This window comes from Pseudomonas sp. NFIX28 (genome assembly GCF_900107395.1).
In the GTDB taxonomy this organism is placed as follows: domain Bacteria; phylum Pseudomonadota; class Gammaproteobacteria; order Pseudomonadales; family Pseudomonadaceae; genus Aquipseudomonas.
Genome location: NZ_FNPW01000001.1, coordinates 85117 through 111848 on the forward strand (window position 1 = coordinate 85117; position 26732 = coordinate 111848).

At 65.7% G+C, this 26732-nt stretch carries 25 protein-coding genes and 1 pseudogene; 17 read left to right on the forward strand and 9 right to left on the reverse strand.

Translation table 11 applies throughout. The features are described 5' to 3' along the window. Positions 1 to 2 precede the first annotated feature (2 nt). The gene (locus BLV20_RS00315; RefSeq protein ID WP_092295316.1) at positions 3 to 422 is read right to left on the reverse strand and encodes an ester cyclase; all 420 of its coding nucleotides are present in this window, start codon (positions 420 to 422) and stop codon (positions 3 to 5) included. A gap of 116 nt (positions 423 to 538) precedes the next feature. On the opposite strand from BLV20_RS00315, the gene BLV20_RS00320 reads away from it, so the two are divergent. Beyond that, positions 539 to 1447, forward strand: a complete 909-nt coding sequence (locus tag BLV20_RS00320; RefSeq protein ID WP_092295319.1) for a LysR family transcriptional regulator — start codon at positions 539 to 541, stop codon at positions 1445 to 1447. Between the two features lie 67 nt (positions 1448 to 1514). On the opposite strand, the gene BLV20_RS00325 is transcribed toward BLV20_RS00320, so the two are convergent. Next, the gene (locus tag BLV20_RS00325; protein WP_092296951.1) at positions 1515 to 2279 is read right to left on the reverse strand and encodes a tetratricopeptide repeat protein; all 765 of its coding nucleotides are present in this window, start codon (positions 2277 to 2279) and stop codon (positions 1515 to 1517) included. 200 nt (positions 2280 to 2479) lie between these two features. On the opposite strand from BLV20_RS00325, the gene BLV20_RS00330 reads away from it, so the two are divergent. Further along, positions 2480 to 2980, forward strand: a complete 501-nt coding sequence (locus BLV20_RS00330; RefSeq protein WP_092295322.1) for a GNAT family N-acetyltransferase — start codon at positions 2480 to 2482, stop codon at positions 2978 to 2980. Between the two features lie 57 nt (positions 2981 to 3037). Here BLV20_RS00330 and BLV20_RS00335 read toward each other — a convergent pair whose 3' ends face one another. Together BLV20_RS00335 and BLV20_RS00340 are read right to left on the reverse strand one after the other, a co-directional pair. Further along, the gene (locus tag BLV20_RS00335; protein WP_092295325.1) at positions 3038 to 3709 is read right to left on the reverse strand and encodes a class I SAM-dependent methyltransferase; all 672 of its coding nucleotides are present in this window, start codon (positions 3707 to 3709) and stop codon (positions 3038 to 3040) included. Positions 3710 to 3805: 96 nt separating this feature from the next. Further along, positions 3806 to 4795 (reverse strand): TerC family protein, encoded by a 990-nt coding sequence (locus BLV20_RS00340; RefSeq protein WP_092295328.1) that lies wholly within the window; start codon positions 4793 to 4795, stop codon positions 3806 to 3808. A gap of 261 nt (positions 4796 to 5056) precedes the next feature. On the opposite strand from BLV20_RS00340, the gene BLV20_RS00345 reads away from it, so the two are divergent. From BLV20_RS00345 to BLV20_RS00355, 3 genes are all read left to right on the forward strand, one after another. Then, positions 5057 to 5578, forward strand: coding sequence for a sigma-70 family RNA polymerase sigma factor (locus BLV20_RS00345; protein ID WP_092295331.1), 522 nt, complete (start codon positions 5057 to 5059; stop codon positions 5576 to 5578). After that, positions 5575 to 6534 (forward strand): FecR domain-containing protein, encoded by a 960-nt coding sequence (locus BLV20_RS00350; RefSeq protein ID WP_092295334.1) that lies wholly within the window; start codon positions 5575 to 5577, stop codon positions 6532 to 6534. The genes BLV20_RS00345 and BLV20_RS00350 overlap by 4 nt, the downstream gene beginning before the upstream one ends. Before the next feature lie 102 nt (positions 6535 to 6636). Beyond that, entirely contained in the window at positions 6637 to 9117 is a 2481-nt protein-coding gene (locus BLV20_RS00355) for a TonB-dependent siderophore receptor (protein WP_092295337.1), read from the forward strand. A gap of 58 nt (positions 9118 to 9175) precedes the next feature. On the opposite strand, the gene BLV20_RS00360 is transcribed toward BLV20_RS00355, so the two are convergent. Then, positions 9176 to 10828 (reverse strand): hypothetical protein, encoded by a 1653-nt coding sequence (locus tag BLV20_RS00360; protein WP_092295340.1) that lies wholly within the window; start codon positions 10826 to 10828, stop codon positions 9176 to 9178. Positions 10829 to 10884: 56 nt separating this feature from the next. Between BLV20_RS00360 and BLV20_RS00365 the strand changes: the two genes are divergently transcribed. The 9 genes and pseudogenes from BLV20_RS00365 (at position 10885) to BLV20_RS00405 (ending at position 20635) form a co-directional block, all read left to right on the forward strand. Then, positions 10885 to 12234, forward strand: coding sequence for a hypothetical protein (locus BLV20_RS00365; protein ID WP_092295343.1), 1350 nt, complete (start codon positions 10885 to 10887; stop codon positions 12232 to 12234). A gap of 251 nt (positions 12235 to 12485) precedes the next feature. Continuing rightward, positions 12486 to 12929 (forward strand): CopD family copper resistance protein, encoded by a 444-nt coding sequence (locus BLV20_RS00370; protein ID WP_092295346.1) that lies wholly within the window; start codon positions 12486 to 12488, stop codon positions 12927 to 12929. 88 nt (positions 12930 to 13017) lie between these two features. Beyond that, positions 13018 to 14376: pseudogene (locus tag BLV20_RS00375) on the forward strand (coproporphyrinogen III oxidase). A 140-nt stretch (positions 14377 to 14516) separates the two neighbouring features. Further along, positions 14517 to 15308 carry a CbbQ/NirQ/NorQ/GpvN family protein gene (locus BLV20_RS00380; protein WP_092295349.1) on the forward strand — a complete coding sequence of 264 codons (792 nt, stop codon included), beginning with the start codon at positions 14517 to 14519 and terminating at the stop codon, positions 15306 to 15308. Next, positions 15292 to 15891 (forward strand): cytochrome c oxidase subunit 3, encoded by a 600-nt coding sequence (locus BLV20_RS00385; protein ID WP_092295352.1) that lies wholly within the window; start codon positions 15292 to 15294, stop codon positions 15889 to 15891. The genes BLV20_RS00380 and BLV20_RS00385 overlap by 17 nt, the downstream gene beginning before the upstream one ends. A gap of 10 nt (positions 15892 to 15901) precedes the next feature. After that, positions 15902 to 16180 (forward strand): cytochrome C oxidase subunit IV family protein, encoded by a 279-nt coding sequence (locus tag BLV20_RS00390; protein ID WP_092295355.1) that lies wholly within the window; start codon positions 15902 to 15904, stop codon positions 16178 to 16180. Positions 16181 to 16277: 97 nt separating this feature from the next. Continuing rightward, on the forward strand, positions 16278 to 16718 hold the full coding sequence (locus BLV20_RS00395; RefSeq protein ID WP_092295358.1) for a c-type cytochrome: 441 nt from the start codon (positions 16278 to 16280) through the stop codon (positions 16716 to 16718). A gap of 3 nt (positions 16719 to 16721) precedes the next feature. Continuing rightward, positions 16722 to 18146: a cbb3-type cytochrome c oxidase subunit I gene (locus BLV20_RS00400; protein WP_092295361.1), complete on the forward strand. Its 1425-nt coding sequence runs from the start codon at positions 16722 to 16724 to the stop codon at positions 18144 to 18146. Between the two features lie 653 nt (positions 18147 to 18799). Continuing rightward, entirely contained in the window at positions 18800 to 20635 is a 1836-nt protein-coding gene (locus tag BLV20_RS00405; protein ID WP_092295364.1) for a nitric oxide reductase activation protein NorD, read from the forward strand. A gap of 373 nt (positions 20636 to 21008) precedes the next feature. On the opposite strand, the gene BLV20_RS00410 is transcribed toward BLV20_RS00405, so the two are convergent. Genes BLV20_RS00410 through BLV20_RS31290 form a run of 3 tightly spaced genes read right to left on the reverse strand, consistent with a single transcriptional unit; the run spans position 21009 to position 22078 of the window. Continuing rightward, entirely contained in the window at positions 21009 to 21203 is a 195-nt protein-coding gene (locus BLV20_RS00410) for a protein DnrP (protein WP_092295367.1), read from the reverse strand. Next, entirely contained in the window at positions 21200 to 21883 is a 684-nt protein-coding gene (locus tag BLV20_RS00415) for a Crp/Fnr family transcriptional regulator (protein ID WP_092295370.1), read from the reverse strand. The genes BLV20_RS00410 and BLV20_RS00415 overlap by 4 nt, the downstream gene beginning before the upstream one ends. Positions 21884 to 21925: 42 nt before the next feature. Beyond that, on the reverse strand, positions 21926 to 22078 hold the full coding sequence (locus tag BLV20_RS31290) for a hypothetical protein (protein WP_175540110.1): 153 nt from the start codon (positions 22076 to 22078) through the stop codon (positions 21926 to 21928). A 421-nt stretch (positions 22079 to 22499) separates the two neighbouring features. Here BLV20_RS31290 and BLV20_RS00425 point away from each other — a divergent pair, with 421 nt between their 5' ends. Together BLV20_RS00425 and BLV20_RS00430 are read left to right on the forward strand one after the other, a co-directional pair. Then, complete coding sequence (locus BLV20_RS00425) at positions 22500 to 23690, forward strand: NnrS family protein (RefSeq protein ID WP_092295376.1); 1191 nt, start codon at positions 22500 to 22502, stop codon at positions 23688 to 23690. A gap of 29 nt (positions 23691 to 23719) precedes the next feature. After that, entirely contained in the window at positions 23720 to 24160 is a 441-nt protein-coding gene (locus tag BLV20_RS00430) for a CopD family copper resistance protein (RefSeq protein ID WP_092295379.1), read from the forward strand. Between the two features lie 52 nt (positions 24161 to 24212). Here BLV20_RS00430 and ytfE read toward each other — a convergent pair whose 3' ends face one another. After that, positions 24213 to 24941 carry an iron-sulfur cluster repair protein YtfE gene (gene ytfE, locus BLV20_RS00435; protein ID WP_092295382.1) on the reverse strand — a complete coding sequence of 243 codons (729 nt, stop codon included), beginning with the start codon at positions 24939 to 24941 and terminating at the stop codon, positions 24213 to 24215. Positions 24942 to 25097: 156 nt separating this feature from the next. Here ytfE and norR point away from each other — a divergent pair, with 156 nt between their 5' ends. Then, positions 25098 to 26624, forward strand: coding sequence for a nitric oxide reductase transcriptional regulator NorR (gene norR, locus BLV20_RS00440; protein ID WP_092296954.1), 1527 nt, complete (start codon positions 25098 to 25100; stop codon positions 26622 to 26624). Positions 26625 to 26732 lie beyond the last annotated feature (108 nt).

A 26732-nucleotide genomic window follows, 5' to 3' on the forward strand; every position in this document is an offset into this window, starting at 1 on the left:
GCTCAACCCTCGCTCGGTTCGGCTGACGGCATCAATATCGCGCTGTCGAAGAACACCTCTTCATGGATGGCCAGCCCGCCCTTGAAGGTGAAGTGCGCGGCGTAGTGCACGGCAATAAAGCGTCCATGGGGTGCAAGCACCCGGTCCGGCAGCACCAGGGGCGCTGCAAAGGTGCCGCTCAGCATGGCCGTCAGCGCCAGGCGATCGGTTCCGACGGCGAACGGGCTGAGGATAAGGTGGCCATCGGGAAAGGCTTCGAACAACGCGGTTTCTCGTTGGCGCATGGCTTCGCGGCCCACTTGTATTCCCATGCTATCGAGGTAGGTGAAGTCTTCGCTGACCAGCGCCAGCAGCGCCTCAATATCTCGGCGATTGAAGGCATTGGCGGCGCGTTGCGCATAGTCGTTGGGGCAAATCGGCATACAGTCCATTCCAGTCGTTTCCAGGGCCTGTAGATATACCGTCGAGCTCCCTCTCGAAAAACAGCGACTCCTGCATAATGGCTTTGCATATATGCAAATCAGGGAGCAGATGAAACATGGTGTCGGAAGCGAATTGGGACGATCTTCGCCTGCTGTTGGCCGTCTCGCGGCGTGGCAGTTTTCTGCAAGCGGGCCAGTCGCTGGGGATCGCGGCGTCTACCGTGTCCCGTCGGTTGACCCAGCTTGAGGAGGCCCTGGGCGAGCCGCTCGTCGAGCGCGGTGTCGAAGGATGCCGGTTGACCTCGCGGGGCCAGTCCCTGGTGGAGGTCGCCCAGGCGGCGGAAGCGGGCTTGAGGCGGCAAACCGTGACCGGTATGTCCGCGCTGGACAGCGAGCTGTCGGGCAGTGTCCTGGTCAGTGCGGGGGAGGGCTTTGCGTCGTGCGTGCTGGAGGCTGCGAGTCGCTTCACCGCGCTTCACCCGCGTTGCACGGTGGAATTGCTGGTGGCCGCCGACTTTCACAAGATCGTGCGCGGCGTGGCCGACATCGCGGTGCGCACTGCGCACCTGGGCGAGCCGTCATTGATTTATCGACCCATGGGCCGGCTCGCCTACGGGGTCTTCGCCGCTGCGGATTATCTGCGGCGGTTGCCACAGGTGACGCCGGCCACGGCCGTCAATATCGGCCTGCTGCCGCCGCTGGACATGTTGCCGCAAGTGCGCGCGGCCAAGGCCGCCGGCCTGGAGCGCGCGCAGATCAGCGTGAACTCGTTCGCCCTGCAGCTGGACGCGGTGAGGCGTGGCCTGGGGGTGGCAGTACTGCCGCGTGTGCTGGCGCAGGACTTGATTGAGTTGTTCCCGCAGCTCCAGCTTCCCGATATGGAGGTCTATCTGGTGACCCGGCCACAGGCCTTGAAGCAGGCTCATATCAGCTGTTTCTTTGCCATTCTGCAGCAGGTGCTGCTCGAAGCCCTTGCCCTGGAAACGGTTGAAAGTGACGCCTTGGGGGCGAGGCCTGAGGGGTGAAGCGATCCCGGTTTTCCTGTGTTATGCATGATCGGCAGAGCGCGGTCAGAAGCGGGCAGTCGGACACTCAACCCTGCACCAGGTAAGCTCCGGACGGAACCCGATCGCGCAGCTTCTTGCATTTGCCGGGTTTGGGTTGATGCCCCGGCGGGCGATCAGGAAACCAGATTCGACATTTACCCGGAGGCGGTCGATGGCCACGGGGAATTTCAACCTCGTCGTATGTGGGGGCTGGCTCGGCGGAAGTCATTCGCAGTCGCCCTTCGGGGCTTGGCCTGCCATCCGTCGGCCAGTCTGCTGCGCTCTGCGCCGCTTCGCGGGTGAAGTTCTCAGTGCGGCGCTCAGTGTCCGGAGTGGGCTGCTCAGCCGCGACAGTTTCTGCAGCACGGCGCCTTTTAACCTCTTCTTCCAGACCCTCCCGTACGGCAACCAGACGCTCGTCGGCGTTGGGTGGGTTATTCGACACCTGGGCCTTTTGCGCCGCCTGGATCAATTGGAGGTTGCGATTGCGTAACGCGAGGTTGCGACCAACCCGCATGTTGGAGCGCGTCGCGAGCGCTTCAGCCTGCTGATACTGCCCCTGCTGGAGACGCAACACGCCGAGGTAATGCAGCGTCGCGGGATTGTTCGGTTGGATATGCAGGGCACGCTCCAGCGTGGCGGCGGCCTGGTCCAACTGGCCATCTGCATACTGCTGCGAGGCGGATTCAATCAGGGTTGTTGAAGCGTTGTTACTTTGCTGAGAGGCTTTGCGCTCGGCAGCAACCGAACAATGCGACGCGGCTGCGCAGAGCGCCAGGATCAGACCCGGCAGAAAACTCTTGGTTGGCATCAGGGGGCAGACTCGGTTGATCATCGACGGCACTGGCATAAAACAGGCCTTCAGCGCTGCTTGGCTGGGGTTTGTTCACTGTCCCGCCATGCCCGATGAAGGGGCTCCTATCGACCTGGCCCGTACCCTGAAGTTCCTGCTGGAACGGCCAACAGGTGGGCAGGTCCATGCAATTACTCATGAGAAAAGCAGAGGTGTGTATGCCGCCATTCAAAATGCGCGAGCTAAGCCGTACCGATACGCAAGCGCTGCTGGCGTTCGAAACCCGGAACCGTGAGTGGTTCGAATCCCATATCGAGGCGCGCGCCCCGGCTTTTTATTCGTTGCAGGGCGTCGCCGAGCATATCGAGGGCTACCTGGCCGATTTCGCCGCTGGCACCTGGCATCCCTTGGTGATCGAGGATTGCAGCGGAAACATCATCGGCCGCGCCAACCTGAAAAACATCGATAAAGCGCAGCGTTCCGCCGAGGTCGGCTATCGGATTGCCCAAGACGCCTGCGGCCAGGGGCTTGCGACCCAGGCGCTGCGGCATCTGATCGAGCAAGCGCGGACGCGCTGGCACCTGACGCGGCTGGTGGCGTATGTCTACAAGGAAAATCTCGGCTCGACCAAGGTCGTGGAGCGTTGCGGGTTCTTGCCGGAGCAACCCGTAGAAGACGGCAAGGCGGGAGCCGAGCGCCGATTCGTGTTCCTGATCTAGATAGGGCTTGTGGCCGTTTACCGCGCTGCAACGGCTGGCTTTCAATCGCTACAGACCTTATCCGCGCCGCTCGGCCACCAGCAGCAACGACTGCGGCGCCGGGCTCTGCGGGTGCTGCGGTTCCTGCAGGCCGGCGAGCTGGAAGCCGGCCATGTCCAGGGCGTTGAACCAGCTGGAGAGGGTGCGCAAATACCACGGCATGGGTTGCCACTGGCCCTTGAGCCCGGCGAAGGTCTCTTCGCGCCAGCCATCCTGATAGTCGCCCGCCGCTGCGGTCCAGGGGTGCAGCGTCTGGATCACCAGCGCGCCGCCGGGGGCGAGCAGGGCGTTCATGGCGGCCAGCAGCGGGATGATGTCCTGGTGCAGCAGGGCAAAGTTGGCGCAGATCAGCGGGTAGTCGTGGCCGATGTCTACTTGCGCGTCCACCAGCGCTTCATAGCTGGCCAGATGCACCGGCGCCGAGCCTGCTTGGCGCGCCGCTGCCACCAGCGTCGCGTCGCCATCCACCCCAACCGCCTCGATGCCCCGTTGCGCCAGGGCGCGCAACAGCCAGCCCTCGCCGCAACCGAGGTCGAGCACCCGCGCGGGCTGACGGCCCAGCACAGCCAGCAGGATCGCCTGGTCGGTGACCTCGCGGCGGCTTTCGATGGCGCCGCCGCGGACGGCCTCGATCCAGGCCTGGGCGTTGTGCTGCCAGCTTTGAAGAAGGGCGGATTCTGGGGCAAGCATGTCGGTGTCCGGAAGAGGCGAGCCTGCTGGGCGATAGCGCTGACGTTAGCAGGCAGGGCGCCGGCGTCCAATACTGGGTTCGCCGCTCAGGCGCGCCTAGAGGATTCGCATCCGATCCTCGTCAGGCGATTTGCTGCGACGGGTGACCAGGCTCAGCAGCACCGACGCCAGGATGATCCCGCCGACAACGGCCAGCGACCACTCGATCGGCAGGTGAAAATCGAGCCACGGCATCAGGGTCATCTTGCCGCCGATGAATACCAGCACGATCGCCAGGCCGTACTTGAGCAGGTGGAAGCGCTCGGCCATGTCGGCCAGCAGGAAGTACAGGGCTCGCAGGCCCATGATCGCGAAGATGTTCGAGGTGAACACGATGAACGGGTCGGTGGTGATGGCGAAGATCGCCGGGATGCTGTCGACCGCGAACATCAGGTCGCTGGCCTCGATCAGCACCAGCACCAGGAACAGCGGCGTGGCCCAGCGCTGACCGTTTTGCAGCACGAAAAAATGCTCGCCATGAAAGCTTTCGGTGATGCGCATATGGCCGCGTATCCAGCGCAACAAGGGGTTCTTGTCGAGGTCCGGTTGCTGATGGGCGAATATCAGCATCTTGATCCCGGTAATGATCAGGAACAGCCCGAACACATACAGCAGCCAGGCGAATTTCGACACCAGCCACACGCCGGCGAGAATCATTGCCCCGCGCATCACGATCGCTCCGAGCACGCCGTACAGCAGCAACCGGCGCTGCAACTCCGGCGGCACTGCGAAGTAGCGGAAAAACATCACGAAGATGAACATGTTGTCGATCGACAGTGACTGCTCGATCAAATAGCCAGTCAGGAATTCCAGGGTCTTGTGGTGCGCGACCCCGGCGCCGAACTCGCCCTCCAGGTACCACCAGAGCAAACCCGCGAACACCAGCGCCAGCGAAGCCCAGGCAATCACCCAGCACGACGCTTCGCGCACCGACACCCGATGCGCCTTGCGCCCGCCGAACACAAACAGGTCGACGGCGAGCATGGCAAGAACGAAGGCGATGAAGGCGAACCACATCCAGGGCTCACCGATGTGCATGGACTGCATGTCGTTCTCCCTGACTGAAGGTGTGTGGAGCCGACCAGGTCATGCTAGCGGGCAGGTTGCGGCGAAGAAAAATCGATTATTCCTCACCCATGATTCGGTAATGACGAAGTGTTGCGCTGGCGTTACAACCTTGGCTGCGTTCGGGGCAGCCGCTGGGCCTTGAAAACGCGCCTGGAACCATGGCCTGCAGGTATTTGTTGCAAGCTGCGATGGCGCACATGACAATGCGAGTCATTATCAGTCGCGAATTATTCCATTGTCATGCCCGCCAACGATTTGTCCTTACGCAGTGCTGTCAACGATCTGTATTGCGACCATCACGGTTGGCTCCAGGGCTGGCTGCGCAAGCGCCTGGGCAACGCTTTCGATGCCGCGGACCTGACGCAGGACACCTTCGTCCGGGTGATCAAGGCCCGCTCCGCGCTGGATATCCGCGAGCCGCGCTCGTACTTGTCGATGATCGCCAAGGGCCTGCTGATCGACCTGTTTCGGCGGCGCTCGCTGGAGCAGGCCTACCTCGAAGTACTCACCGCGATGCCCGAGGCCCTGCAGCCGTCGCCGGAGGAGCAGGCGATCCTGTTCCAGGCGCTGATGGAAATCGACCGCCTGCTGCAAGGGCTGGGGCCGCGGGTCAAGCAGGCCTTCATCCTGTCGCAGTTCAATGGCCTGACCTACCCGCAGGTTGCCGAGCAGATGGGCGTCAGCGTGCGCACGGTGAACAACCACATGGCCAAGGCCATGGAGCATTGCTGCCTGATGCAGATCCAGTTGCAACTCCCATGAGCCTGCCTGCCGAAGAAATGAAAGCCATCGGTGTCGCGGCGCGCTGGTATGCCCGCTTGCATTCCGGCACGGCGACCGACGCCGATCGGGCCGCCTGGGACAACTGGCTGGCGGCCGACCCGGTGAATCGCCAGGCCTGGCAACGAATGGCCGCGGTGGCCGAACAGATGGCCAGCGTGCCGGGCGCCCTGGCGGCGCCGACCTTGAGCAAGGCCGGCACTAGTTCACGGCGCCAGGTGCTGCGCAGCGCCTTGCTGTTGACCAGCGCCGGTTCCCTGGGCTGGCTGGGCTGGCGCAGCCAGGCCGCACAGAACCTGATGTGCGACTACCGCACCAGGGTGGGCGAGCGCCGGGAATTGCGCCTGGTGGACGGCAGCAGCCTGAGGCTCAACACCGACACCTCGGTCAACTTGCGTTTCGATGGGCGCCAGCGGGTGCTGGAATTGCTGTGGGGCGAGATCCTGGTGAGCACCGCGCCTGATCCATTGCTGCGACCCTTCAAGGTGGTTACCCGCCACGCCGAGGTGCTGGCGTTGGGCACGCGTTTTATCGTCCGCAGCCAGCCCGGCGGCGGCGAGGTGGCGGTGCTGGAAAAGGCGGTGGAGGTCAGTGTGCCGGGCGGCGGTTCGGCGATGCGGGTCGAGGCCGGCAAGCGGGTGGCGTTCAGCGAGCGGAGCCTGGGCATGCCACGCGGCAACGATGTCTCGGTGGGCGCCTGGCAGCAGGGCAGCATCATTGCCATCGACCGGCCATTGGCGGCGTTACTCACCGACCTGTCGCGCTATCGCCCCGGCGTGCTGCGTTGGGACCCGGCCATTGGCGACCTCAAGGTGTCCGGGGTCTTTCCCATCGACGACACCGATCTGGCCCTGGCGGCGCTGGAGAGTGGGTTTGCCTTGCGCGTGACCCGCTACAGCCGTTTCTGGGTCCAGGTCGCGCGGGCCGATTCGCGCTGAAACAGACGCCTTGGAAAAATTTTTGCGGCGCTTGCACTTTTCCGCCGCGCCGTTCGGCTCATCCCTCAGTGAGTTGTTATTGACCGTTTTGGGGGAGGGAGCATGTCTCGGGTGAACGCGCCAGGTCGTCTGGCGAACGCAGTGAAAGTCGCTTTGCTGGCAACCAGCATGGCCAGCGCCGCTTCGGTGAGCGCCGAGCAGGCAACAGGCGCCGCGGCGCAACAGAGCCAGGTCCGCGGCTATGACATCGGCGCCGGCAGCCTGGTGGATGTACTGACCCGATTCTCCAGCGCCGCCGGCGCGGCGATTTCCTTTGATGCGCGCCAGACCCAGGGCCGGCAATCGCCCGGGCTCAAGGGCCAGTTCGGGGTCGACGAAGGTTTTGCGCGGATTCTGCGCGGCAGCGGCCTGCGGGCCGAACCCCAGGCCAACGGCAGCTATGTGCTGCGTGCGGTGCCGGTGCTCGGTTCGGCGCTGGAACTGGGCGCCACCCAGATCGACGGCCAGTTGCTGGGCGCGACCACCGAGGGCAGCGGCTCCTACACCACCGGCGCGGTGACCATCGGCAAGGGCCAGCACTCGCTGCGCGAGACCCCGCAGTCGGTGACGGTGATGACCCGCAAGATGCTCGACGACCAGAACCTGAACAGTATCGACCAGGTCATGGAAAAGACCCCGGGCATCACCGTCTACGACTCGACCATGGGCGGCAAGTACTTCTACTCCCGGGGTTTTCGCATGTCGGGCCAGTATCAGTACGACGGCGTGCCGCTGGACATGGGCAACCTCTACGTCCAGGCCGACAGCTTCAGCGGTGACATGGCCTATTACGACCGGGTGGAGATCCTCCGTGGCGCCGCCGGCATGATGAAAGGCGCGGGCGGCACCGCCGGCGGGGTGAACTTCGTGCGCAAGCGTGGCCAGAGCACTCCGCAGACCGAAGTCACGCTGTCCGGTGGCAGCTGGGACAACTACCGCGGGCAGGTCGACACCGGCGGCCCGCTCAACGCGTCCGGCACGTTGCGCGGCCGCGCGGTGGTGGCCGAGCAGAGCCGCCATTACTTCATCGACGACGCCAGCCGCAAGGACCAGGTGTATTACGGCGCGCTCGACTTCGACCTGAGCCCCGACACCACCCTCGGCCTGGGCATCGCCTATGAAGACGTCGACGCCAACCCGTGCTGGGGCGGCCTGCCGCGCTACAAGGACGGCAGCGACCTGAAGCTCGGCCGCTCGACCTGCCTCGACCCTTCCTGGAACACCTGGCGCAGCAAGCGCACCACGGTGTTCAGCGACCTCAGGCACCAGCTCAACGACGACTGGGCGCTGAAGGTCGCCGGCGTCTACACCAAGAACACGCAGGACATCAAATACGCCTTCGCCTCCGGTTCGGTGACGCCCGGCATCGACACCACCGGCATGCTCGGCAGCATGTACGACTACGACCAGGTCGATTACGGCCTCGATGCCTACCTGGATGGCAAGTTCACCGCGTTCGGCCTGCAACATGAGCTGGTGGTGGGAGCCAACGGCAGTCGCGCGGACAAGGACGATTTCTACTCGGTGGCCTTCCTGCCGCAGCGGCAGAACGTGTTCAACCCGGACCGGCATATCCCGGAACCGGACGACAGCTATTTCATCGAGAAATCGACCCGCGGGGGCCCGGTGAAGACCGTCACCGAGCAGCGTGGCCTGTACTCGACCCTGCGCCTCAAGCTGGCGGAACCCCTGACCTTCGTCGTCGGTGGCCGGGTGAGCTGGTACCGCTCGAAAAGCGATTCGGTGTTCCTCAGTTCGGGCACCTCGGAGCACGCCAGGAGCACCGAGACCGGCCAGGTCACGCCCTTCGCCGGCCTGTTGCTGGACCTCAACGACAACCTGACGGCCTATGCCAGCTACGCGGAAATCTTCACGCCCCAGGGCAATTACCGCTCCGAAAGCGGCTCGGCGCTCAAACCGCTGGTAGGGGAGAGTTATGAGCTGGGGATCAAGGGCGAATGGTTCGAAGGGCGCCTGAACAGCTCCTTCAACCTGTTCCAGACCGTGCAAAAAGACCAGGCGCAGACCGACTACAACTCCAGCTGCGCTTCATCGGACGGCTACTGCTACCTGAACTCCGGCAAGGTCCGCGCCCAGGGCTTCGAAGCCGAAATCAGCGGCGAGGTCATCGAGCGCCTGCAACTGCTGGCCGGCTACACCTACACTCAGACCAAGACCCTCGACGACATCGACAGCGGCCTCAATGGCGCCGCGTTCAACAGCTATGTGCCGCGCCACGTCCTGCGCCTGTGGGGCGACTACGCCCTCGACGGCGCGTTCGAACGCTTCAACATCGGGGCCGGGGTCAACGCGCAAAGCGACAACTTCCGCGTTTCGCCGGCCACCGGGGAAAAAATCACCCAGGCCGGCTATGCGGTGTGGAACGGCCGTATCGGCTACCGCATCGACGACACCTGGTCGCTGGCGCTCAACGGCAACAACCTGTTCGACAAGCGCTACTACGCCACCATCGGCACCGAGACTTTCGGCAACTACTACGGCGACCCACGCAACTTCACCCTGACGCTCAAAGCGCAGTTCTGAGTCGGGCAGCCAATAAAAAACGCCACTCCAATGAGTGGCGTTTTTGTTTGTGGCTGGTTCAGCCGATCTCTACCCATCCCGGGGCAGCGCCAGCGCTTAGCAGGGCATCGACCGGCTGCACGACAATTCGCCCATCCACCGTGCCCAGCGCCAACCGCCCGTCGCGGGCGTCCATGGCGTGGATGAGGGTGGGCAAGCCATCGATCCGCGCCTTGGCGTTCAGGCGCAACCGACCGCTGCGGGCCTCGATCAGCATGAGCGTCCCGTCCAGGAAAGCCGCGGCCACCAGGCCGGCTTCGGGCAGGTGGACGATCGCGCTGGGCGAGGCCGGGGTGGAGTGCCGCCACACTTCCTGGCCACGCTCCAGATGCCGACGGTAGATGAAACCCTGGTACGAGGCGCTGATCGAGGAGGAGTAGTGCTGGCCGGCGATGACCACGCCCGTGCCCAGGGTATCCGCCACGTAAGCGCCGCGGCATTCCATGGCGTGGCTGGCCTGGGTGCGGTCCTGCTTGAGCAGCGGCCAGAGCCTTTGCAGCGTGCCGTCGGGCCGGACGATGCACAGGTATTTGTGTTCGTGGGAGCTGGCCGGCGTGCCCTGGAGTGCGAACAAATGAGGAGCGCCGTTGATGCCGATGTAATGGTTGAAGCAGTCGTAATGGCCGACATCCACCGGCTGGACGCTGTCGCGGGCAGGGTCCAGCAGTACGTCGACGGCCTTCGCGCCGAGGCCTTTCAGGCGGTTGCGTCGCCCCAGCAGGTGGCCGTCGCTGGATGCCGAAAAGGTGTATTCATCGTCGTAGTCCTGCACCAGGACCAGCTCATTGTCCGCCAGCCGATACAAACGGGAGTCGCGCCGATAGGCCTCGGGGCCGTCCTGCACCAGCACGGCGTGCACATGCACGCTGGCCCCGCGCAGGATCTCGGCGCCGTAGCCCGAACCAGTGTGGTGGGCGAGCCGGGTGCCGTCCGTGCTGAAGATGTCCAGCAGGCAGTCGTCGTGGGTGACGCCCAGGCGGTCCGGGCCAAGCCAGGCGATGTCGCGGATTGTGCCCCGGCACGCCAGCTCGGGCACACCCAGCCATTTGGCCAGGCGCGTGGCCGCCGGGCCCTGGTCGTCTGCGGCCAGGCCCGAGGCCTCGACGGTCGCGGCCGGGTCCAGTTCCAGCACCGCGGGCGCTTGCCCAGCCCAGGCTGCCTCGCTGTCATCGGCCGGCACCAGGAACAGGGTGTCGAGGATCACCGACCAGTCGCTGTCGTCCAGCCCGTCCCATTCTTCGTTCCACGGCCGCACCCAGGCTTCGATCCGCTCGCCGCTGGCGTCGTAGCGGCAGCGCACCACTTCGGGAATATCGGCAAAAGGGCGCCGGCTTTCGCCGGTCTGCCAGTTCCACACCGCCAGCTCGCCTTCGAACAGGTAGCCGCCGTCATAGCGGCCGGCGCCGATCACGATGCGCGGCAGGGTGGGGTGGAAACCCACATCGTTGATCGGCAGGCACAGTTCGTCGAAGATGGCGAACGGCACCGGCTCGCCACGTCGGTACAGGCCGAGTCGATGACGCAAGCCGGTGCCGCCATAGGCCGCGCGCGCGGGCGGATTGACCAGCAATGCAAACTCCGAGACCACGGCGGCGATATCCCCCGCCGGGTTGAAGAACGCGCCGGTGATCCTGCCGGTTCCGCGCAAGGTGGGGTCCATGATGCTGGTCATTGCTGCTCCCTGAGTGGTGCTGTATCGATGTGTCGTTTCATTTCCATGGAGGGAGAATGCTCATTCAAACAATCCTGTTTTTCGCCAATCCGGCTAGCAGAGCGACCCTGCGGCGCGCCATCGCGACCGCTGCATTGCTGGTGGCCTCGTCTGTTGCGCCCCTGCAAGCGGCGTCGCTGTCATTGGAGGTCGAACTGGCCGACAGCTCCATTGCCTACCTCGATGAATCGACCCAGGCGCGATTGTGGCCGCAAGTATGGACGGGGGCCGAGCTCGTTGCCTATTACTTCCCCTCTATCGGTAGCAAGGGCAAGACGCAGAAGACGCGGCCCAGCTTGCAACTGTTCACCTGCATGGTCGGTACCGTCTGTGTCCCGGCGCCTCGTTTCGAGATGGAAAGCTTGCCGGTGCGGCGCCAAGTGACGGTTCGCGCACAGGTGTTGCAGGGCAGTGCGGGGCAGCCGCTGAAGCTGCGCTTCGAGTTGCCCGAAACACCTGCCGAGCATTACAGCTTCAGCCATGCCGAATTGCGCGCACCGGCGGAGGCGCTGTGGCGCGAGCCCTTGTTTACAAACTGGGCCCGCGATTTGTCGTGGGAGGCACGGCGGGGGTTCTCCAAGCGACGCAAGCAACCCCTGAGTATTGCGCTGGTCTTCCCGAAGCAGGATGTACCCGGTTATCAGATGGTGGATCTCGCCGTCAGAACGCCAGGGGGAGATAGCCACCCTGGCGACCCTATGGCGGTGACGACCTTGCGTGCCAACCTGAAGGCGCCGGACGGCAGCGTGCGACAGATGGCATGGCCGGGGCACTTGAGCCTGGACCTGCAGGAACGGCTTGAGGCGTCGCCGGACTGGGCCAGGACCGGCCGCGTGCCGGCTGCCGTCAAGCTCAATCAGTTTCCCAGACGACTCTATTCGTATAGTGCCAAGGAACGCATCAGCACCGTCGTGATGCCGGATAGCACACCGCGCTGGTACGGCTTGAAGCACTACAACGCGCCCAAGGGCGTGTGGTTGCATCTGACCCAAAGCGGTCCCCTCGCGCAGGTGGAACTGCTGGCCGAAGCGGGCGCTGAGCGGGCGATCGAGGGGCACGTGCCGGTCAAGCGCGAAACCTGGCTGTTCTTCGCAGGCAAGCTGATGCGCTACCGCGGGCAATTGCATTACAACAATGAGCCCCCGCTGCCCGGCACTGAGTGGCGGATGGACTGGAGCAATGGCGAGCGACTGGAGGCGAGCGCCGCGAATGTGTCGTCCAATTCACTGAGCAAACAGCTGCCGGATTGCCGCTGGAATGGCTGCCGGAAAAACCTGGCCGAAGCTCGGGCCCAGTTGGCGGCGAGCGATGTGCAGTTGCAATCGGAAGGCGAACGTTACCTGCGGCTTGCGGGTTATCGCGATTGAAGCGGCGGATCATGGGTGCGGTCGCTCTTTAGGCCTTACACAGTGAATGGGGTGATTACGACCCTCTCGGGGACTTGTGGCTTTCTTGATTGACGTCAACCGCACCAGCGGGGCGGCGCAGTAGTCTCGCGGCAACGTGCGAGGCCGGGGCGATTCCGCCTGGTCCGAGCCCATCGAGGTGGCGTTCTTTCCCACGCTGACCGGCGGCTGAGGCGCTGGCCCAGGCCGCGCAACTCTGATTCGGAGGGCCCATGATCTATCCGCTGCTGCTCACCCTGCACCTGCTCGCCGCGCTGGTCTTCATCGGCACAGTGTTCTTCGAGGTGCTGTTCCTGGAACACATCCGCCAGCAACTGCCCGCCAAGCTCATGGTGCTGCTCGAACAGGGCACCGCCCGGCGTGCTCGCCAACTAATGCCTTGGGTGCTGCTGGTGCTGTTCGGCGCCGGGCTGGGCATGGTCTGGGTGCGTTACCTGCCGGTGCTGGCGGCGCCCTTGGCGTCGTCGTTCGGCACCTTGCTGATGCTCAAGATCCTGCTCGCCGCCAGCGTGCTCGGGCATTTCCTGATCGCCATGCTGCTGTTCAAGAGCGGGCGCATGAATGAGCGCTACTCGCGCTTCATCCATCACAGCCTGTTCGGCCATATGCTGCTGATCGTGCTGCTGGCCAAGGGCATGTTCTACCTGAGTTGGTAGGTCGGTACCGTCCCCCGCTTGATGCATGTCAAGGAGCCTTCGGCGTTAACCCCGGACACTGGCCATCCACCGCCACCGGAGCCCTGTCATGGCTGATCTACTCCCGCACCGCAGCGAGCCGATCGTGCGACGCGATCAAGGCGTGCTCGATCCCAACTGCCATGCCGACACCCGCCGTTTTCACTCCGGCGTCGGCTCCCTGGACCTGTTGCGGGCGTTGCGCAGCAGCCGGCAGAAGCGGCGGCCACTGTCCCTGAACGTGCAGTTTCCGGCGCGCCTGGCGGGCCTGGCCGCTGGCGCTGGTGAAGATTATCTGCGCCGCCTGGAGCGCGAGATCGACCTGGTGGGCTGCCACCTGGCCCCGGAGCAGCGCATCGAGCAGTTCCACCTGGGTGGCGCCACTCCGCAGGCGGCGCAGTTGCAACGGCTGATGAAGCATTTGCGCCAGCGCTTCAACTTCCTCGAGCACGATTGCGGCGACTACAGCATCGACGTTGACCTGCACCACACCGACTGGGCGACCATGGGCCTGCTGCGCGACCAGGGCTTCAACCAGGTCAGCATCGGCGTGCCGGATATCGGCGGCGACAGCCAGCTGTCGGTGGCTCGCTACCAGGACCCGGCGCCCATCCATTCGCTGATCGACGCCGCGCGCACCTTTGGCTATCGCTCGGTGAGTGTCGACCTCGGCTATGGCCACGCCTGGCAGACCCCGTCGAGCTTCGCGCGCAAGCTGGGCACGCTGATCGAACTGGAGCCCGACCGCCTGCAGGTGTTCGACTACGCCCAGCCGCCCGCGCGCTACCGGCACCAGGGCCAGGAGCAGGCCGGGGCGGCGTGCAGCCAGGACGCCAAGGAGGCGATGCGGCGGATCTGCTTCGAGCGCCTGTTGGCCGCGGGTTACCAATACATTGGCCTGGGGCAGTTCGTGCGCCCCGACGACGACCTGATGATGGCCCAGGAGCGCGGCCGGCTGCGCCGCAACTGCCAGGGGTTTACCTGCCATGGCTACTGCGACCATGTGGGGTTCGGGCTGGGCGCCATCAGCCAGTTCGACGAGCTGTATACGCAGAACCACGAGGGCCTCGAGGACTATCTGCAGCAGCTGGACCTGGGCCAGCTGGCGACCTGCCGCGGCTGGCGCTGCGAGGCGGGCGATTAGGTCCGGCAACTGGTCGTGGAGCGCCTGGCGTGCGACCTGGAGCTGGATATCCTGGCCATCGAAAGCCGCTACGGGCTGATCTTTCGCCAATACTTCGCGGCCGCCTGGCTGCGCCTGCAACAGCTGAGCTGGAACGGGCTGGTGGAGCTTTCGGAGCGTTTCATCAGCATCCTGCCGGCCGGCCGCCTGGAGGTGGACAGCATCTGCCAGCTGTTCCAGCAGGAACCGGGCAGCCCGGGGCTGGCCTGCGCTGGCGAGTGCATCGAGCCTGACGGCGAGCGCTGATCCGGGCTTGTTCCCGGCCGCCGATTGCCGCCCGGCGCGGTGCGCTTGACGGCGATCAAGTTTGCCGGCCGGGTCGCTTGCCGGTCAGGGCGGGCAGCCTTAGCGTGGTCCTCGAACCCCGCTGTTGAATCAGGTAGCCCATGGATCTCGGAACGGCTTGCGAACCCTTCTATCAACCCTTGAACAATGAACAGGCGCTGTTCGAGCAGGCCTGGCGGCACGGCATGCCGGTGCTGATTAAAGGCCCCACGGGCTGCGGCAAGACCCGTTTTGTCCAGCACATGGCGCACCGGCTGAACCTGCCGCTGCACACCGTGGCTTGCCACGACGACCTCAGCGCCGCCGACCTGATCGGCCGGCACCTGATCGGCGCCCAGGGCACCTGGTGGCAGGACGGCCCCTTGACCCGGGCGGTGCGCGAAGGCGGCATCTGCTACCTCGACGAAGTGGTCGAGGCCCGCCAGGACACGGTGGTGGTCCTGCACCCCCTGGCCGACGACCGCCGCGAGCTGTTCCTGGAGCGCACCGGCGAAGTCCTGCGGGCACCGCCGTCCTTCATGCTGGTGGTGTCCTACAACCCCGGCTACCAGAACCTGCTCAAGGGCATGAAGCCCAGCACCCGCCAGCGTTTCGTGGCGATGCGCTTCGACTATCCGCCGCCGGCCGAGGAGGAACGCATTGTCCAGCGCGAGGCGCAAGTGGATGCTGCGCTGGCGCGGCAGATTGTCGGGCTGGGGCAGGCCCTGCGCCGCCTGGAGCAGCATGACCTGGAGGAGGTGGCGTCCACCCGGCTGTTGATTTTCACCGCGCGCATGATCGGCGCCGGCATGCCGCCGCGCGAAGCCTGCCTGGCGTGCCTGGCCGAACCCTTGAGCGACGACCCGGTGACGGTGGCGGCGCTAATGGACGTGGTCGATGTGCACTTCGGCTGAAACCGCTGGCGGAACCACGCGAACGCCCCGGCGGCACCTGCCGGGTGACCTGGCCATGTGGTTTTTCATTCTCGCCGAGCTGTCGGTGTTCGCCATCCTGATCCTGACCTTTGCGGTGACCCAGCAGCTCAAGCCGCAACTGTTCAGCGACAGCCGCCAGTGGCTCGACCGTTCCACCGGCCTGGCCATGACCCTGAGCCTGCTCGGCGCCGGGCTGCTGGCGGCGCTGGCCCAGGAGCGGGTGCGCCAGGCACGGCCGCGCCAGGCAGCGGCGCTGTTGCTGGCGGCCTTGCTGGTGGCCACGGTCTACCTGCTGCTCAAGCTCGACGAGTACCGGCACTTGCTGGGCCTGGGGCTGGACCTGGCGCACAACACCTTCTTCACCCTGTACTGGATTCTCAGCGGCTTTCATTTCCTCCATGTGCTGTTGGGCATGCTGATTTTGGCCTGGCTGGCGCGGGGCTGCCTGTGTGGCCGCCATGGCGCCGACAACCCCTCGGGCTTCGAATCGGGCGTGCTGTATTGGCACATGGTCGATCTGGTCTGGGTACTGCTGTTTCCACTGGTCTACGCTCTGGATTGACGAGGTGCGCATGTCCTCCGGCAGGTTTTTGCTGAGCTGTTGGGCCGCCCTGGCCAGCCTCAGCCTGGGCACGGTCTGGCTGGGCAGCTGGCTGGCGCCGGGGGCGTCGCGCGGGGTGGGGCTGCTGATCCTGCTGCTGGCGGTGGCCAAGGCCTGGCTGATCGTCGACGGCTTCATGGAACTGCGCCACGGGCCGCGCCTGTGGCGCTGGCTGCTGCTTGGCTGGCCGCTGGCGCTGGTCGTGCTGCTGGGGCTGATCCTGAACCTGAACCTGAACCTGGGCGGCTAATACCCGAGCAAGACCATCGGCGTTTCTTGATCGCCATCAAGCAGGTTTGCCACCCGCGCTTCCTATCATGGCCTGGCCAAGCAAAGAGGAAGCGAGCATGTCGCAGAACTTCACCAAAGGCATGGCCAGGAACATCTATTTCGGCGGAAGCGTGTTCTTCTTCCTGATCTTCCTGGCCTTGACCTATCACACCGAGCAGACCTTCCCCGAACGCAGCAACGACGCGCTATTGAGCGCAGCGGTGGTGCGCGGCAAGACGGTCTGGGAGCAAAACAATTGCATCGGCTGCCACACGCTGCTGGGCGAGGGCGCGTACTTTGCGCCGGAGCTGGGCAACGTGTTCCAGCGCCGCGGCGGCGAGGCGGGCTTCAAGCCTTTCCTGCAGGCCTGGATGAAGATGCAACCGCTGGGCGTGCCCGGGCGCCGGGCCATGCCGCAGTTCAACCTGAGCCAGCAGGAGGTCGACGACATCGCTGAGTTCCTCAAGTGGAGCTCGAACATCAATACCAATGGCTGGCCGCCAAACAAGGAGGGCTGAACGATGCGTCTTGCCAATCCACACCTGAAATTCGCCTCGCAGGCCGTGGCCAAACCTTACTTCGTGTTTGCCCTGATGCTGTTTCTCGGCCAGGTGCTGTTCGGTTTGATCATGGGCCTGCAATACGTGATCGGCGATTTCCTGTTCCCGATCATTCCCTTCAACGTGGCGCGGATGGTCCACACCAACCTGCTGATCGTCTGGCTGCTGTTCGGCTTCATGGGCGCGGCCTACTACCTGATCCCGGAAGAGGTCGACCGCGAACTGCACAGCCCGAAACTGGCGCTGCTGCTGTTCTGGGTGTTCGCCGCCGCCGGCGTGCTGACCATCCTCGGCTACCTGCTGGTGCCCTACGCGGGCCTGGCCCGGCTGACCCACAACGAGCTGTTGCCGACCATGGGCCGCGAGTTCCTCGAGCAGCCGACCATCACCAAGATGGGCATAGTCGTGGTCTGCCTGGGCTTTCTCTACAACATCGGCATGACCCTGCTCAAGGGCCGCAAGACCACCGTCAGCATGGTGATGATGACCGGGCTGATCGGCCTCGCGGTGTTCTTCCTGTTCTCTTTCTACAACCCGGCTAACCTGGCCCGTGACAAGTTCTACTGGTGGTGGGTGGTGCACCTGTGGGTGGAAGGCGTGTGGGAGCTGATCATGGGCGCGATGCTGGCCTTCGTGCTGATCAAGATCACCGGCGTGGACCGCGAAGTGGTGGAGAAATGGCTCTACGTGATCATCGCCATGGCGCTGATCAGCGGGATCATCGGCACCGGCCACCACTTCTTCTGGATCGGCGCGCCCGAGGTCTGGCTGTGGGTCGGTTCGATCTTCTCGGCGCTGGAACCACTGCCGTTCCTGGCCATGGTGGTCTTCGCCTTCAGCATGGTGAAGAACCGCCGCCGGCAACACCCCAACCGCGCCGCCACGCTGTGGGCCAAGGGCACCACGGTGACGGCGTTCTTCGGTGCCGGGGTCTGGGGTTTCCTGCATACCCTGGCGCCGGTCAACTACTACACCCACGGCACGCAACTGACCGCGGCCCACGGCCACCTGGCGTTCTACGGTGCCTACGCGATGATCGTCATGACCCTGATCAGCTACGCCATGCCGCGCCTGCGCGGGCTCGGCGAGGCGGCGGACGAGCGCTCGCAGACCCTGGAAGTCTGGGGCTTCTGGCTGATGACCCTGTCGATGGTGATGATCACCCTGTTGCTCACCGCCGCCGGCGTGGTCCAGGTGCTGCTGCAACGCTGGGCCGAGGACGGCACGGCGATGCCGTTCATGGCCACGGTCGAGCATCTCAGTGGGCTGTTCTGGGCGCGCCTGATCAGCGGGCTGGGGTTCTTCGCCGGGCTGCTGTGCTACCTGCTGAGCTTCCGCCAGCGCGGCCGCGCCGCCTTGCGCGTCGCCACCGTCATGACCCCCTGATGCGTACCCGCCCGTACCCGCAGCCTCGCGGGCTCGGCAGCGGCTACAGCATCATGTCGGTCCATGTAGCCGCTGTCGAGCGCAGCGAGGCTGCGATCGGTTTGGGCGGCATTCCGACGAAGCGGCCGCAAACCGGTCCATGCGGTCTTTCCGATACACCGCGTGCGCAGGTTTTGCGAGGACTACGTCCTCGGTCGCAGCCTCGCGGGCTCGGCAGCGGCTACAAGACCGCGCATGGCTCTGGTCTCTAGGTGTAGCCGCTGCCGAGCGCAGCGAGGCTGCGATCGGTTTGGGCGGCATTCCGACGTAGCGGCCGCAAGCCGGTCCATGCGGTTCTTCCGGCAAACCGCGTGCGCAGGTTTTGCGAGGACTCCGTCCTCGGTCGCAGCCTCGCAGGCTCGGCAGCGGCTACAGCATCACGTCGGTCCATGTAGCCGCTGTCGAGCGCAGCGAGGCTGCGATCGGTTTGGGCGGCATTCCGACGAAGCGGCCGCAAACCGGTCCATGCGGTCTTTCCGATACACCGCGTGCGCAGGTTTTGCGAGGACTCCGTCCTCGATCGCAGCCTCGCGGGCTCGGCAGCGGCTACGGACAACGCACGGTAGCGGCTACGGCCGCGGGCTGTTTTTCTTGCATTCGAAAAAGGAGGCTCCATGGCCTTCACCCTGGAACTGGAAGAGTGGGTCGGCAGTGTCTGGCATCGCTTTATCACCCGTCGCGCCAGCGTGGATTTTCCCGAGGCGCGGGTCGAGCTGGCGCCGCGCCAACGTTCCCTGGCCCTGCTGTTGCGGGCCATGGGCGGCGACGGTCGCGGCGTCGAGGCGGCCAGCGAGCGCGACCTGCTGTTGCGTCGCAGCCTGTTGCAGCAGCTCGCCGGCACCTGCCGGCAAACGCCCTTGGCCTGGTGCGACGCCGACAACCTGCGCCTGCCGGCCAGCCTCGCGGTGTTCCCCGAGGCCGCCTTGAATGAGGAGCTGTACCGCTGGCTGGCCCTGCTGGCGGCACAATCCGGGCCGATGCGCCATTGGGGCCGGGACAACCAGCGCTGGACCCGGCGCCTGCTACAGCGCTACCCGGCGCTGCGCGAGCGCTACCGGCGGTTGGTCGAGGCGCACCTGCAATTGCGCCCGGATCCGTCCTCGCTGAGCCATGCCGAAGCGGCGCTGGAGCGGGCCCTGTGCCAGGCCTTGCGCGAGCCCGGCAGCGTTGCCGAGTTTCCCCGCAGCGAGCGCGCGGCCTGGCCGGTGCCGCTTTGGCTGTATCCGCCGCTGCACCTGGCCAGCCCGCAGGCCGCCGACCTCCAGGACTCGCCCGAGGACCTGGCCACCGCTGTCGGCGAGCAACAGGGCGGGCGCAAGCGTGCCAGCCGGGTCGAGGACCATGGCCGCGACGGCGGCCTGCTGATCGTGCGCCTGGAAAACCTGTTCAGCTGGACCGAGCATGTGGACCTCGACCGCTGGGCCGACGACAGCGAAGACCCGGACGCCGCGCGGGTCGCCGACGACCTGGATGAGCTGACCCTGTCGCGCACCCGCCTGCGCAAGGGCGGCGGCCTCAAGCTGCACCTCGACCTGCCGCCGGCAGACGTCGACGACATCCCCCTGGGCGAGGGCCTTCGCCTGCCGGAGTGGGACTACCGCAAGGGCCGCCTGCAAGAAGACTTCGTCACCCTGCAGATGCTGCTGCCGCGCGATTGCCAGGCGCAGCCGCTGCCGTCGCGTCTGAAGGCCTCGGCGCAACTGTTGCGGCGGCAGTTCCAGCAGCTGCGCAATGACCGCCAATGGTTACGCCAGCAACCCCAGGGCGCGGAACTGGACATGCAGGCCTGGCTGGATTTTCACGTCGAGCGCGCCCATGGTGGCAGTGCCGAGCGCGGCCTGTTCATGGAACAGCGCCATACCCGGCGCGACCTGGCGTGCCTGCTGCTGGCGGATGTCTCGATGTCCACCGACGCGCACCTCAACGATGAACACCGGGTGATCGAGGTGATCCGCGACAGCCTGCTGCTGTTCGGCGAAACCCTGGCCGGCCTCGGCGATGACTTTGCCCTGTACGGGTTTTCCTCGTTGCGCCGCCAGCAGGTGCGCATGCAGGAACTCAAGGCTTTCGACCAGCGCTACGACGACCACACCCGTGGGCGTATCCAGGGGCTCAAGCCGGGTTTCTACACGCGCATGGGCGCGGCCATCCGCCAGGCCACGCGCCTGCTCGGCGGCTGCAAGCGCCAGCGCAAGCTGCTGCTGTTGCTGACCGACGGCAAACCCAACGACCTGGACCTCTACGAGGGCCGCTATGGCGTCGAGGACACCCGCGAGGCGGTCCTGGAAGCGCGGCGCCAGGGGCTGACGCCGTTCTGCATCACCATCGACCGCGAGGCCGCGGCTTACCTGCCGTACCTGTTCGGCGCCAATGGCTACACCCTGATCCGCCAGCCCGAGCAACTGCCCCTGCGTTTGCCGCAGCTGTATCGGCAACTGACCCAGCCCTGAGGCGCGACACCTTGACGGCAGGAGCCTGGCTCGCCAGCGCGAAGACCCTCGGCTGTTGCCCGCCGCCTGTGGCGCCTTCGCCGGCCAGGGCAGGCGAGGGGGAAGGGTTCAATGTTCCAGGCAAATCGGGTGCGCAGGCGTTGCGAGGACTGCGTCGCAATGCCGCCCACCAGACGATGTGTGGTTTCAGGTGGAGCCAGTGCACAGACCTTGCGAGGACTGCGTCCTCGATCGCAGCCTCGCTAACGCTTGGCAGCGGCTACACGTAGAGACCAGAGCTATGCGCGGTCTTGTAGCCGCTGCCGAGGCTGCGATCGGTATGGGCGGCATTCCGGCGTAGCGACCGCAACGGTGTTCCAGGCAAAAGCGTCCGCTAGGAACGTGGCAGCCAGAAGAACATCGCCACGCAGAACAGCGTCAGGCCGATGCAGAACCCGGTGAAGCGCCGCAGCCGGCGCCGTTCGGCGTGCGCCGCGGTGGCTGGCAGTGGCATGCCGCAGTGGCGGCAGGAGGCTTGCCGAGGCGGGTTGGGGCCTTGGCAATACAGGCAGACGGGCCCGGCGCTCATTCGAATTGCTCCAGGCGCGGACGGTCGAGAATGACGATCTGGCGGCCGTCCTGGCTGATGATCTTTTCATCGATCAGGCGGCGGATGATCCGCGAAAAGGTTTCCGGCTGGATCGCCAGGTGGCCGGCGATCAACTGCTTGGCCATCGGCAGTTCGAAGCGGCGCTCCACCGGTTGCAGCTGCATCAGCTGCGTCAACAGATAGCGCACCACCCTGTGGGTGGCGTTCTTCAGCGACAGCGTTTCGATTTCGTTGACCCGCTGGTGCAGGCGCACGCAGAGCTTGCCGAGCAGGGCGAAGGTCAGGCGGCTGTTGCCTTGCAGCAGGCGCAGGTAGATGTCGTTGGACAGGCGATAGAGCTGGGTCGGGCCGATGGCTTCGGCGCAGGCCACATAGTCCGGCGTGTCCATCAGCATCATCGCCTCGGCGAAGGTCTGGCGCGGGCCGATGACCTCGAACACTTTCTCCTGGCCGTCGGGGGTCAGGCGGTAGATTTTCACCGCGCCGGCAATCACGAAATAAAACGCCTCGGCCGGCTCGCCCTGGCGGAACAGCGGGTCGCCCTTGTCGAGGCTGAGCAACTGGCTGGCCGCCATCAATTCGTCCAGCTGTTCCTCATTCAAGGGTTCGAACAGGTGATGGCTGCGCAGGATCTGGTGATGGACGCGGTGGAGCACCATGAATATTCATCCTTATGGCTGGGGGAAAGGTGCTGCTGTGGCTCAGGCGAGGCCGAGGGCGACGCGGCTGGCGAGGGCGAGGATCGCGCCCAGGACGAAAAACCAGGTCAGTGGCTGGAGGGTTTTTTTCAGGGCAGCCCCGGCGGCTTTCAGGGTAGCCCCGGCGGTTTTCAGGGGGGCTTCGGCGGTATTCATGGTGGCTCCGGTCATTCGGCAGGGGTTGGGGGTGCGCTGTGCTCAGCAAGAGCTGGGCCAGGCGCCAGGCCCCCGGCGTGCGGGGCGATCGGTTGCGGCGTGGTCAAAAAGACCAGGCGATTTCGGGTTCAAATGACTAGCCAATAGTCATTTTGACCCTCTCGCCGGAAGCCGCCCGCCGGCGCCGCGCCGGCCGCGACCCCGGCCTGCCTGCCGATGGCCGCCGCAAGCGGCGACCTGGCCTTGGGGCACGGCCTTTGCACTGGCTGGCGGGACGGCGGGCAGATTGGCCCGCCGTACCCCGGGCAAGCTTGATTTGCGACAACGGCAAGGGCGAGCCAATGGCCGATCATGGCCGGGTTTTTCATTCGCCGCGTGCCGACCGTTTCCGGGTCGGCCGCTGGGTAAAGGAGTGGGCTTGATGCAAGTACTTGACCGTCGTGCCGCGATGGCAATCGTGCCGCTGTTACGGCTGGCCTTCCGGCCGTTTTTCCTCGCCGGTTGCGTCCTCGCGCTGCTGGCGGTGCCGCTGTGGCTGGCGGCCCTGCACGGCGCCCTGGGCGACTGGCAACCGGCGGGGGGCTGGCTGGGCTGGCACCGCCATGAACTGCTATTCGGTTTCGGCCTGGCGATCATCGCCGGGTTCCTGCTCACCGCGGTGCAGACCTGGACCGGCCAGCCGGGCCTGAGCGGCAAGCCGCTGGCGGCCCTGGCCGTGCTCTGGCTGGCCGCGCGCCTGGCCTGGTTGAGCAGCGCGCCATGGCCGCTGCTGGCGGTGCTGGAGCTGGGGTTTCCCGTGGCGCTGGCCGGGCTGATGGGCCGCATGCTGTGGAAGGTGCGGCAGCGACGCAATTACCCGATTGTGCTGGTGCTGCTGTTGCTCGCGGCGGCGGACGCCGTGTCGGTGGCCGGCCTGTTGCAAGGCCATGAAGGCTGGCAGCGCCAGGGCGTGCTGGGCGGCCTGTGGCTGGTGGCGGCGATGATGAGCCTGATCGGCGGGCGGGTGATTCCGTTTTTCACCCAGCGCGGCCTCGGCCGGGTCGAGGCCGTGGCGCCCTGGCCCTGGCTCGATTACCTGTTGCTGGCAGGCTCGGCGCTGGTGGCGCTGCTGTATGCCGCCGGGCCGGCGCTGGCGGCCAATGCCGGAGTCGGTGCGCTGTTCCTGCTGCTGGCGGCCGGGCATCTGCTGCGGTTGTGGCGCTGGCAGGATCGCGGCCTGTGGCGCGTGCCGCTGCTGTGGTCGCTGCACCTGGCCTACGCCTGGCTGGCGCTGGCGTGCCTGGGCATGGCGCTGTGGCATTTCGGCGCGCCGCTGAACCCTAGCCTGGCCGTGCACGGCCTGACCATCGGCGCCATGGCCGGGTTGATCCTGGCGATGATCGCCCGGGTCAGCCTGGGCCACACCGGCCGCCCATTGGAGCCGCCGGCGGGCATGACCCTGGCGTTCATCCTGCTCAATCTGGCCTGCCTCAGCCGGGTGCTGCTGGTGCTTTGGCTGCCGGTGGCGGCGTTGTGGCTGGCGGGGGCGTGCTGGGCCCTGGCCTTTGCCCTGTACGCCTGGCGCTACGGGCCGATGCTGCTGCGGGCGCGGGTCGACGGGCACCCGGGCTGAGCCCTGAATGCGGAGCAAGGAGATGGGCAATGATTTACCCCTGGTTACTGGTCACCCATTTGCTGGCGGCCATCGGCTTTATCGGCACGCTGTTCTTCGAGGTGTGCATCTGGCACACGGCGCGCCGGCAACTGGCGACCGGCGCCCTGGTGACGGCGGAGCAGGCCATCGCGGTGCGTTCGCGCAAGGTGCTGCACGGCGTGGTGCTGCTGTTGTATGGCGCCGGCATCGGCCTGGCCTGGCAGCACCGCGGGGCCTTGAGCCAACCGCTGGCCAGCAGTTTCGCCAGCTTGTTGAGCCTGAAAATCGTCCTGGCCCTGAGCATCATCGGCCATTACCTGTTGCTGGCGTACTGGCTGAAAACCTCGCGGCTGAGCGCCAGTCGCGCCTGCTGGATCCGCCGCAGCGTGCTGGGGCACATGCTGCTGATCGTGGTCCTGGCCAAGGCGATGTTCTATTGGCAGGGCTGAAGCTGGGGGGAGGTATCGCGCCAGCCGCTGGGCTGGCGCGCAAGGGCGGGGATCAAGCGTTCAGGGCATTGACGAACAGCACATTGTTTTCCAGGTGGATGTGCTGCATCAGGTCGTCGCGAAACTCGCTCAGCCCGCGATACAGCGCGCGCCAGGTGTTGCAGGCGTCGGCGGGCGGGGTGATGCGGTCGGTCAGCACCAGCAGTTTTTCCAGGGCTTCGCCATGTTGCTCGTGCTCCAGGCGCAGCACATGGATCGGCGGTGCGGCGCGGCGGCCCAGGCCTTGTTGCAACATCGGGAACAGCACCTGTTCTTCCTTGAGCATGTGGCCTTCGAGTTCCTGCTGCATGTCCCGCAGATGGTCGGCCAGGCCGTTGGGGCAGGCGGCGCGGGCACCGTGCACCTGCTCCACGCGGCAGGCCAGGCGGATCAGTTCCGGCAGCTGTTCGCGGTGGCGGGCGTGGTAGCGGGTGAGGATATGGGCGATCAGCGCCTCGCCCGGCTGCTCGCGCCAGTCGTGCTGGTCGGCATCGCCTTGCAGGTTATGCAGGGCCTCGGCGATTTGCGCGGGGTCCAGGCGTTTGTTCAAGGCGGCTTCGCGCAGGGTTTTCTGCCCGCCGCAGCAGAAGTCCAGGTTGAAGTCATGAAACACCCGCGTCGCGCCGGGGATGTCACAGGCCAGCTGGCCGAGGCTCTGCTCCAGCAGGTTTGGTTGTGAAGAATCGGGGCGCGCAGCGCTGGGTTGGGAAAGACCGGGTTGTTCCGGGAGTGACGGGTTCATCAGGGGGTTCCTTGTTGGAATGGCAACGGTTCCCCTGGGCCGTTGCATCCGCCATGCCATAGCTATCTGTTTGAAAGTAATGGACTAATTTTTTGTCGTGGTGCGGATGACCCTGGAACCTCGGGGTCAAAACCACCAGAAAGGGTGATGACTACCATGTTGCGTGAAAGTCTGGCGGCCGACCTGATTGTCGAGTTGCCCAATGCCGTGCGTTTGCAGCGTCTGGTGCAGACCCTGCGCGAATATTTCAAGGCCGGGGCCGTGGGCCTGCTGCGCCTGGACGACGACAGCCTGCGGCCGCTGGCCACCGTCGGCCTGGTGCATGAAGCCCTCGGGCGGCGCTTCGTGATTGCCCAGCACCCGCGCCTGGCGGCGATCATGGCATCGCGCGAGCCCACCTGGTTTGAGCCCGACAGCCGCCTGCCAGATCCGTATGACGGGCTGCTCGACCAACCGGACAGCGGGCCGCTGGCGGTGCACGACTGCATGGGCGTGAGCCTGTATGTGGAAGGGCGGGTCTGGGGCGCCATCACCCTCGACGCGCTGCAGGCCGGGACGTTCGACCGCCAGGCGCGGGACGAGCTCAAGCGTTGCAGCCTGCAGATCGAAGCCGCGCTGCGGGTCACCCGCCTGGAGCAGGAGAACCGCAGCCTACGCCTGTCGCGCAGCGAGCCGCAGGATCTGCGCCGGCCGCTCGAGGAAAGCGAGATCCTCGGCCAGAGCGAGGCCTTGCACCAATTGCTCAACGAGCTGGATGTGCTCGCCGATTCCGAGTTGCCGGTGTTGCTGCTGGGCGAGACCGGGGTTGGCAAGGAGCTGTTCGCCCGGCGCCTGCATCGGTTGTCCCGGCGCGCCCACAAGCCGCTGGTGCAGGTCAATTGCGCGGCGCTGCCGGAGTCCCTGGCCGAGAGCGAGCTGTTCGGCCACGTCAAGGGCGCCTTCTCCGGCGCCACCAGCGACCGCGCCGGGCGCTTCGATGCGGCGAACGGCGGCACGCTGTTTCTCGACGAGGTCGGCGAGCTGCCGTTGAGCGTGCAGGCCAAGTTGCTGCGTACCCTGCAGAACGGCGAGATCCAGCGCCTGGGGGCGGACAAGCCGCTGCATGTGGATGTGCGCATCATCGCCGCGACCAACCGGCACCTGCCGGACAGCATTCGCGACGGGCTGTTTCGCGCCGACCTTTACCACCGGCTGTCGGTGTACCCGGTGCCGATCCCGCCGTTGCGCGAACGCGGCCCGGATGTGTTGATGCTGGCCGGGCATTTCCTCGAGCTCAACCGCAGCCGCCTCGGCCTGCGTGGCCTGCGCCTGGCGCCGGCGGCCGAGCGCGCGCTGCTGGCTTACCCCTGGCCGGGCAATGTGCGGGAACTGGAACATGTGATCAGCCGCGCCGCGCTCAAGCAATTGAGCCGCGGCGGCAGTCGCAACCAGATCCTGACCCTGGAGCCGGAAGTCCTCGATCTGGACAGTTCGGTAAAGGCTGCGGAACCCTTCGAACCACGCTCCGAGGTTGCTGCCGATGGGCCGTTCCAGCCGCTGAGCGAAGCCGTCGACGATTGTCAGCGGCAGAAAATCCACCAGGCCCTGAGCCGCTGCCGCAACAACTGGGCCCGCGCCGCCCGGCTGCTGCAAGTCGACCCGAGCAACCTGCACAAACTGGCCCGACGCCTGCGGCTCAAATAGCGGATCTCCAAGGCTGACGTGGGTAGCCTGGAGTTCCGCGTCGTTCTCGGGGATTTTCGCGGGCAAGCCTCGCTCCTACGCAATCGCGCAGGCCCTGCTTTCGTAGGA

Coding starts and splice junctions, on each gene's coding strand:
- BLV20_RS00335 (WP_092295325.1), bottom strand. CDS start 3,709: ATGCTTGCCCCAGAATCCGCCCTTCTTCAAAGCTGGCAGCACAACGCC.
- BLV20_RS00425 (WP_092295376.1), top strand. CDS start 22,500: ATGCAAGTACTTGACCGTCGTGCCGCGATGGCAATCGTGCCGCTGTTA.
- norR (WP_092296954.1), top strand. CDS start 25,098: ATGTTGCGTGAAAGTCTGGCGGCCGACCTGATTGTCGAGTTGCCCAAT.
- BLV20_RS00360 (WP_092295340.1), bottom strand. CDS start 10,828: ATGACCAGCATCATGGACCCCACCTTGCGCGGAACCGGCAGGATCACC.
- ytfE (WP_092295382.1), bottom strand. CDS start 24,941: ATGAACCCGTCACTCCCGGAACAACCCGGTCTTTCCCAACCCAGCGCT.
- BLV20_RS00315 (WP_092295316.1), bottom strand. CDS start 422: ATGCCGATTTGCCCCAACGACTATGCGCAACGCGCCGCCAATGCCTTC.
- BLV20_RS00405 (WP_092295364.1), top strand. CDS start 18,800: ATGGCCTTCACCCTGGAACTGGAAGAGTGGGTCGGCAGTGTCTGGCAT.
- BLV20_RS00350 (WP_092295334.1), top strand. CDS start 5,575: ATGAGCCTGCCTGCCGAAGAAATGAAAGCCATCGGTGTCGCGGCGCGC.
- BLV20_RS00365 (WP_092295343.1), top strand. CDS start 10,885: ATGCTCATTCAAACAATCCTGTTTTTCGCCAATCCGGCTAGCAGAGCG.
- BLV20_RS00410 (WP_092295367.1), bottom strand. CDS start 21,203: ATGAGCGCCGGGCCCGTCTGCCTGTATTGCCAAGGCCCCAACCCGCCT.
- BLV20_RS00355 (WP_092295337.1), top strand. CDS start 6,637: ATGTCTCGGGTGAACGCGCCAGGTCGTCTGGCGAACGCAGTGAAAGTC.
- BLV20_RS00400 (WP_092295361.1), top strand. CDS start 16,722: ATGCGTCTTGCCAATCCACACCTGAAATTCGCCTCGCAGGCCGTGGCC.
- BLV20_RS00390 (WP_092295355.1), top strand. CDS start 15,902: ATGTCCTCCGGCAGGTTTTTGCTGAGCTGTTGGGCCGCCCTGGCCAGC.
- BLV20_RS00380 (WP_092295349.1), top strand. CDS start 14,517: ATGGATCTCGGAACGGCTTGCGAACCCTTCTATCAACCCTTGAACAAT.
- BLV20_RS00345 (WP_092295331.1), top strand. CDS start 5,057: ATGCCCGCCAACGATTTGTCCTTACGCAGTGCTGTCAACGATCTGTAT.
- BLV20_RS00385 (WP_092295352.1), top strand. CDS start 15,292: ATGTGCACTTCGGCTGAAACCGCTGGCGGAACCACGCGAACGCCCCGG.
- BLV20_RS00320 (WP_092295319.1), top strand. CDS start 539: ATGGTGTCGGAAGCGAATTGGGACGATCTTCGCCTGCTGTTGGCCGTC.
- BLV20_RS00395 (WP_092295358.1), top strand. CDS start 16,278: ATGTCGCAGAACTTCACCAAAGGCATGGCCAGGAACATCTATTTCGGC.
- BLV20_RS00370 (WP_092295346.1), top strand. CDS start 12,486: ATGATCTATCCGCTGCTGCTCACCCTGCACCTGCTCGCCGCGCTGGTC.
- BLV20_RS31290 (WP_175540110.1), bottom strand. CDS start 22,078: ATGAATACCGCCGAAGCCCCCCTGAAAACCGCCGGGGCTACCCTGAAA.
- BLV20_RS00415 (WP_092295370.1), bottom strand. CDS start 21,883: ATGGTGCTCCACCGCGTCCATCACCAGATCCTGCGCAGCCATCACCTG.
- BLV20_RS00340 (WP_092295328.1), bottom strand. CDS start 4,795: ATGCAGTCCATGCACATCGGTGAGCCCTGGATGTGGTTCGCCTTCATC.
- BLV20_RS00325 (WP_092296951.1), bottom strand. CDS start 2,279: ATGCCAACCAAGAGTTTTCTGCCGGGTCTGATCCTGGCGCTCTGCGCA.
- BLV20_RS00330 (WP_092295322.1), top strand. CDS start 2,480: ATGCCGCCATTCAAAATGCGCGAGCTAAGCCGTACCGATACGCAAGCG.
- BLV20_RS00430 (WP_092295379.1), top strand. CDS start 23,720: ATGATTTACCCCTGGTTACTGGTCACCCATTTGCTGGCGGCCATCGGC.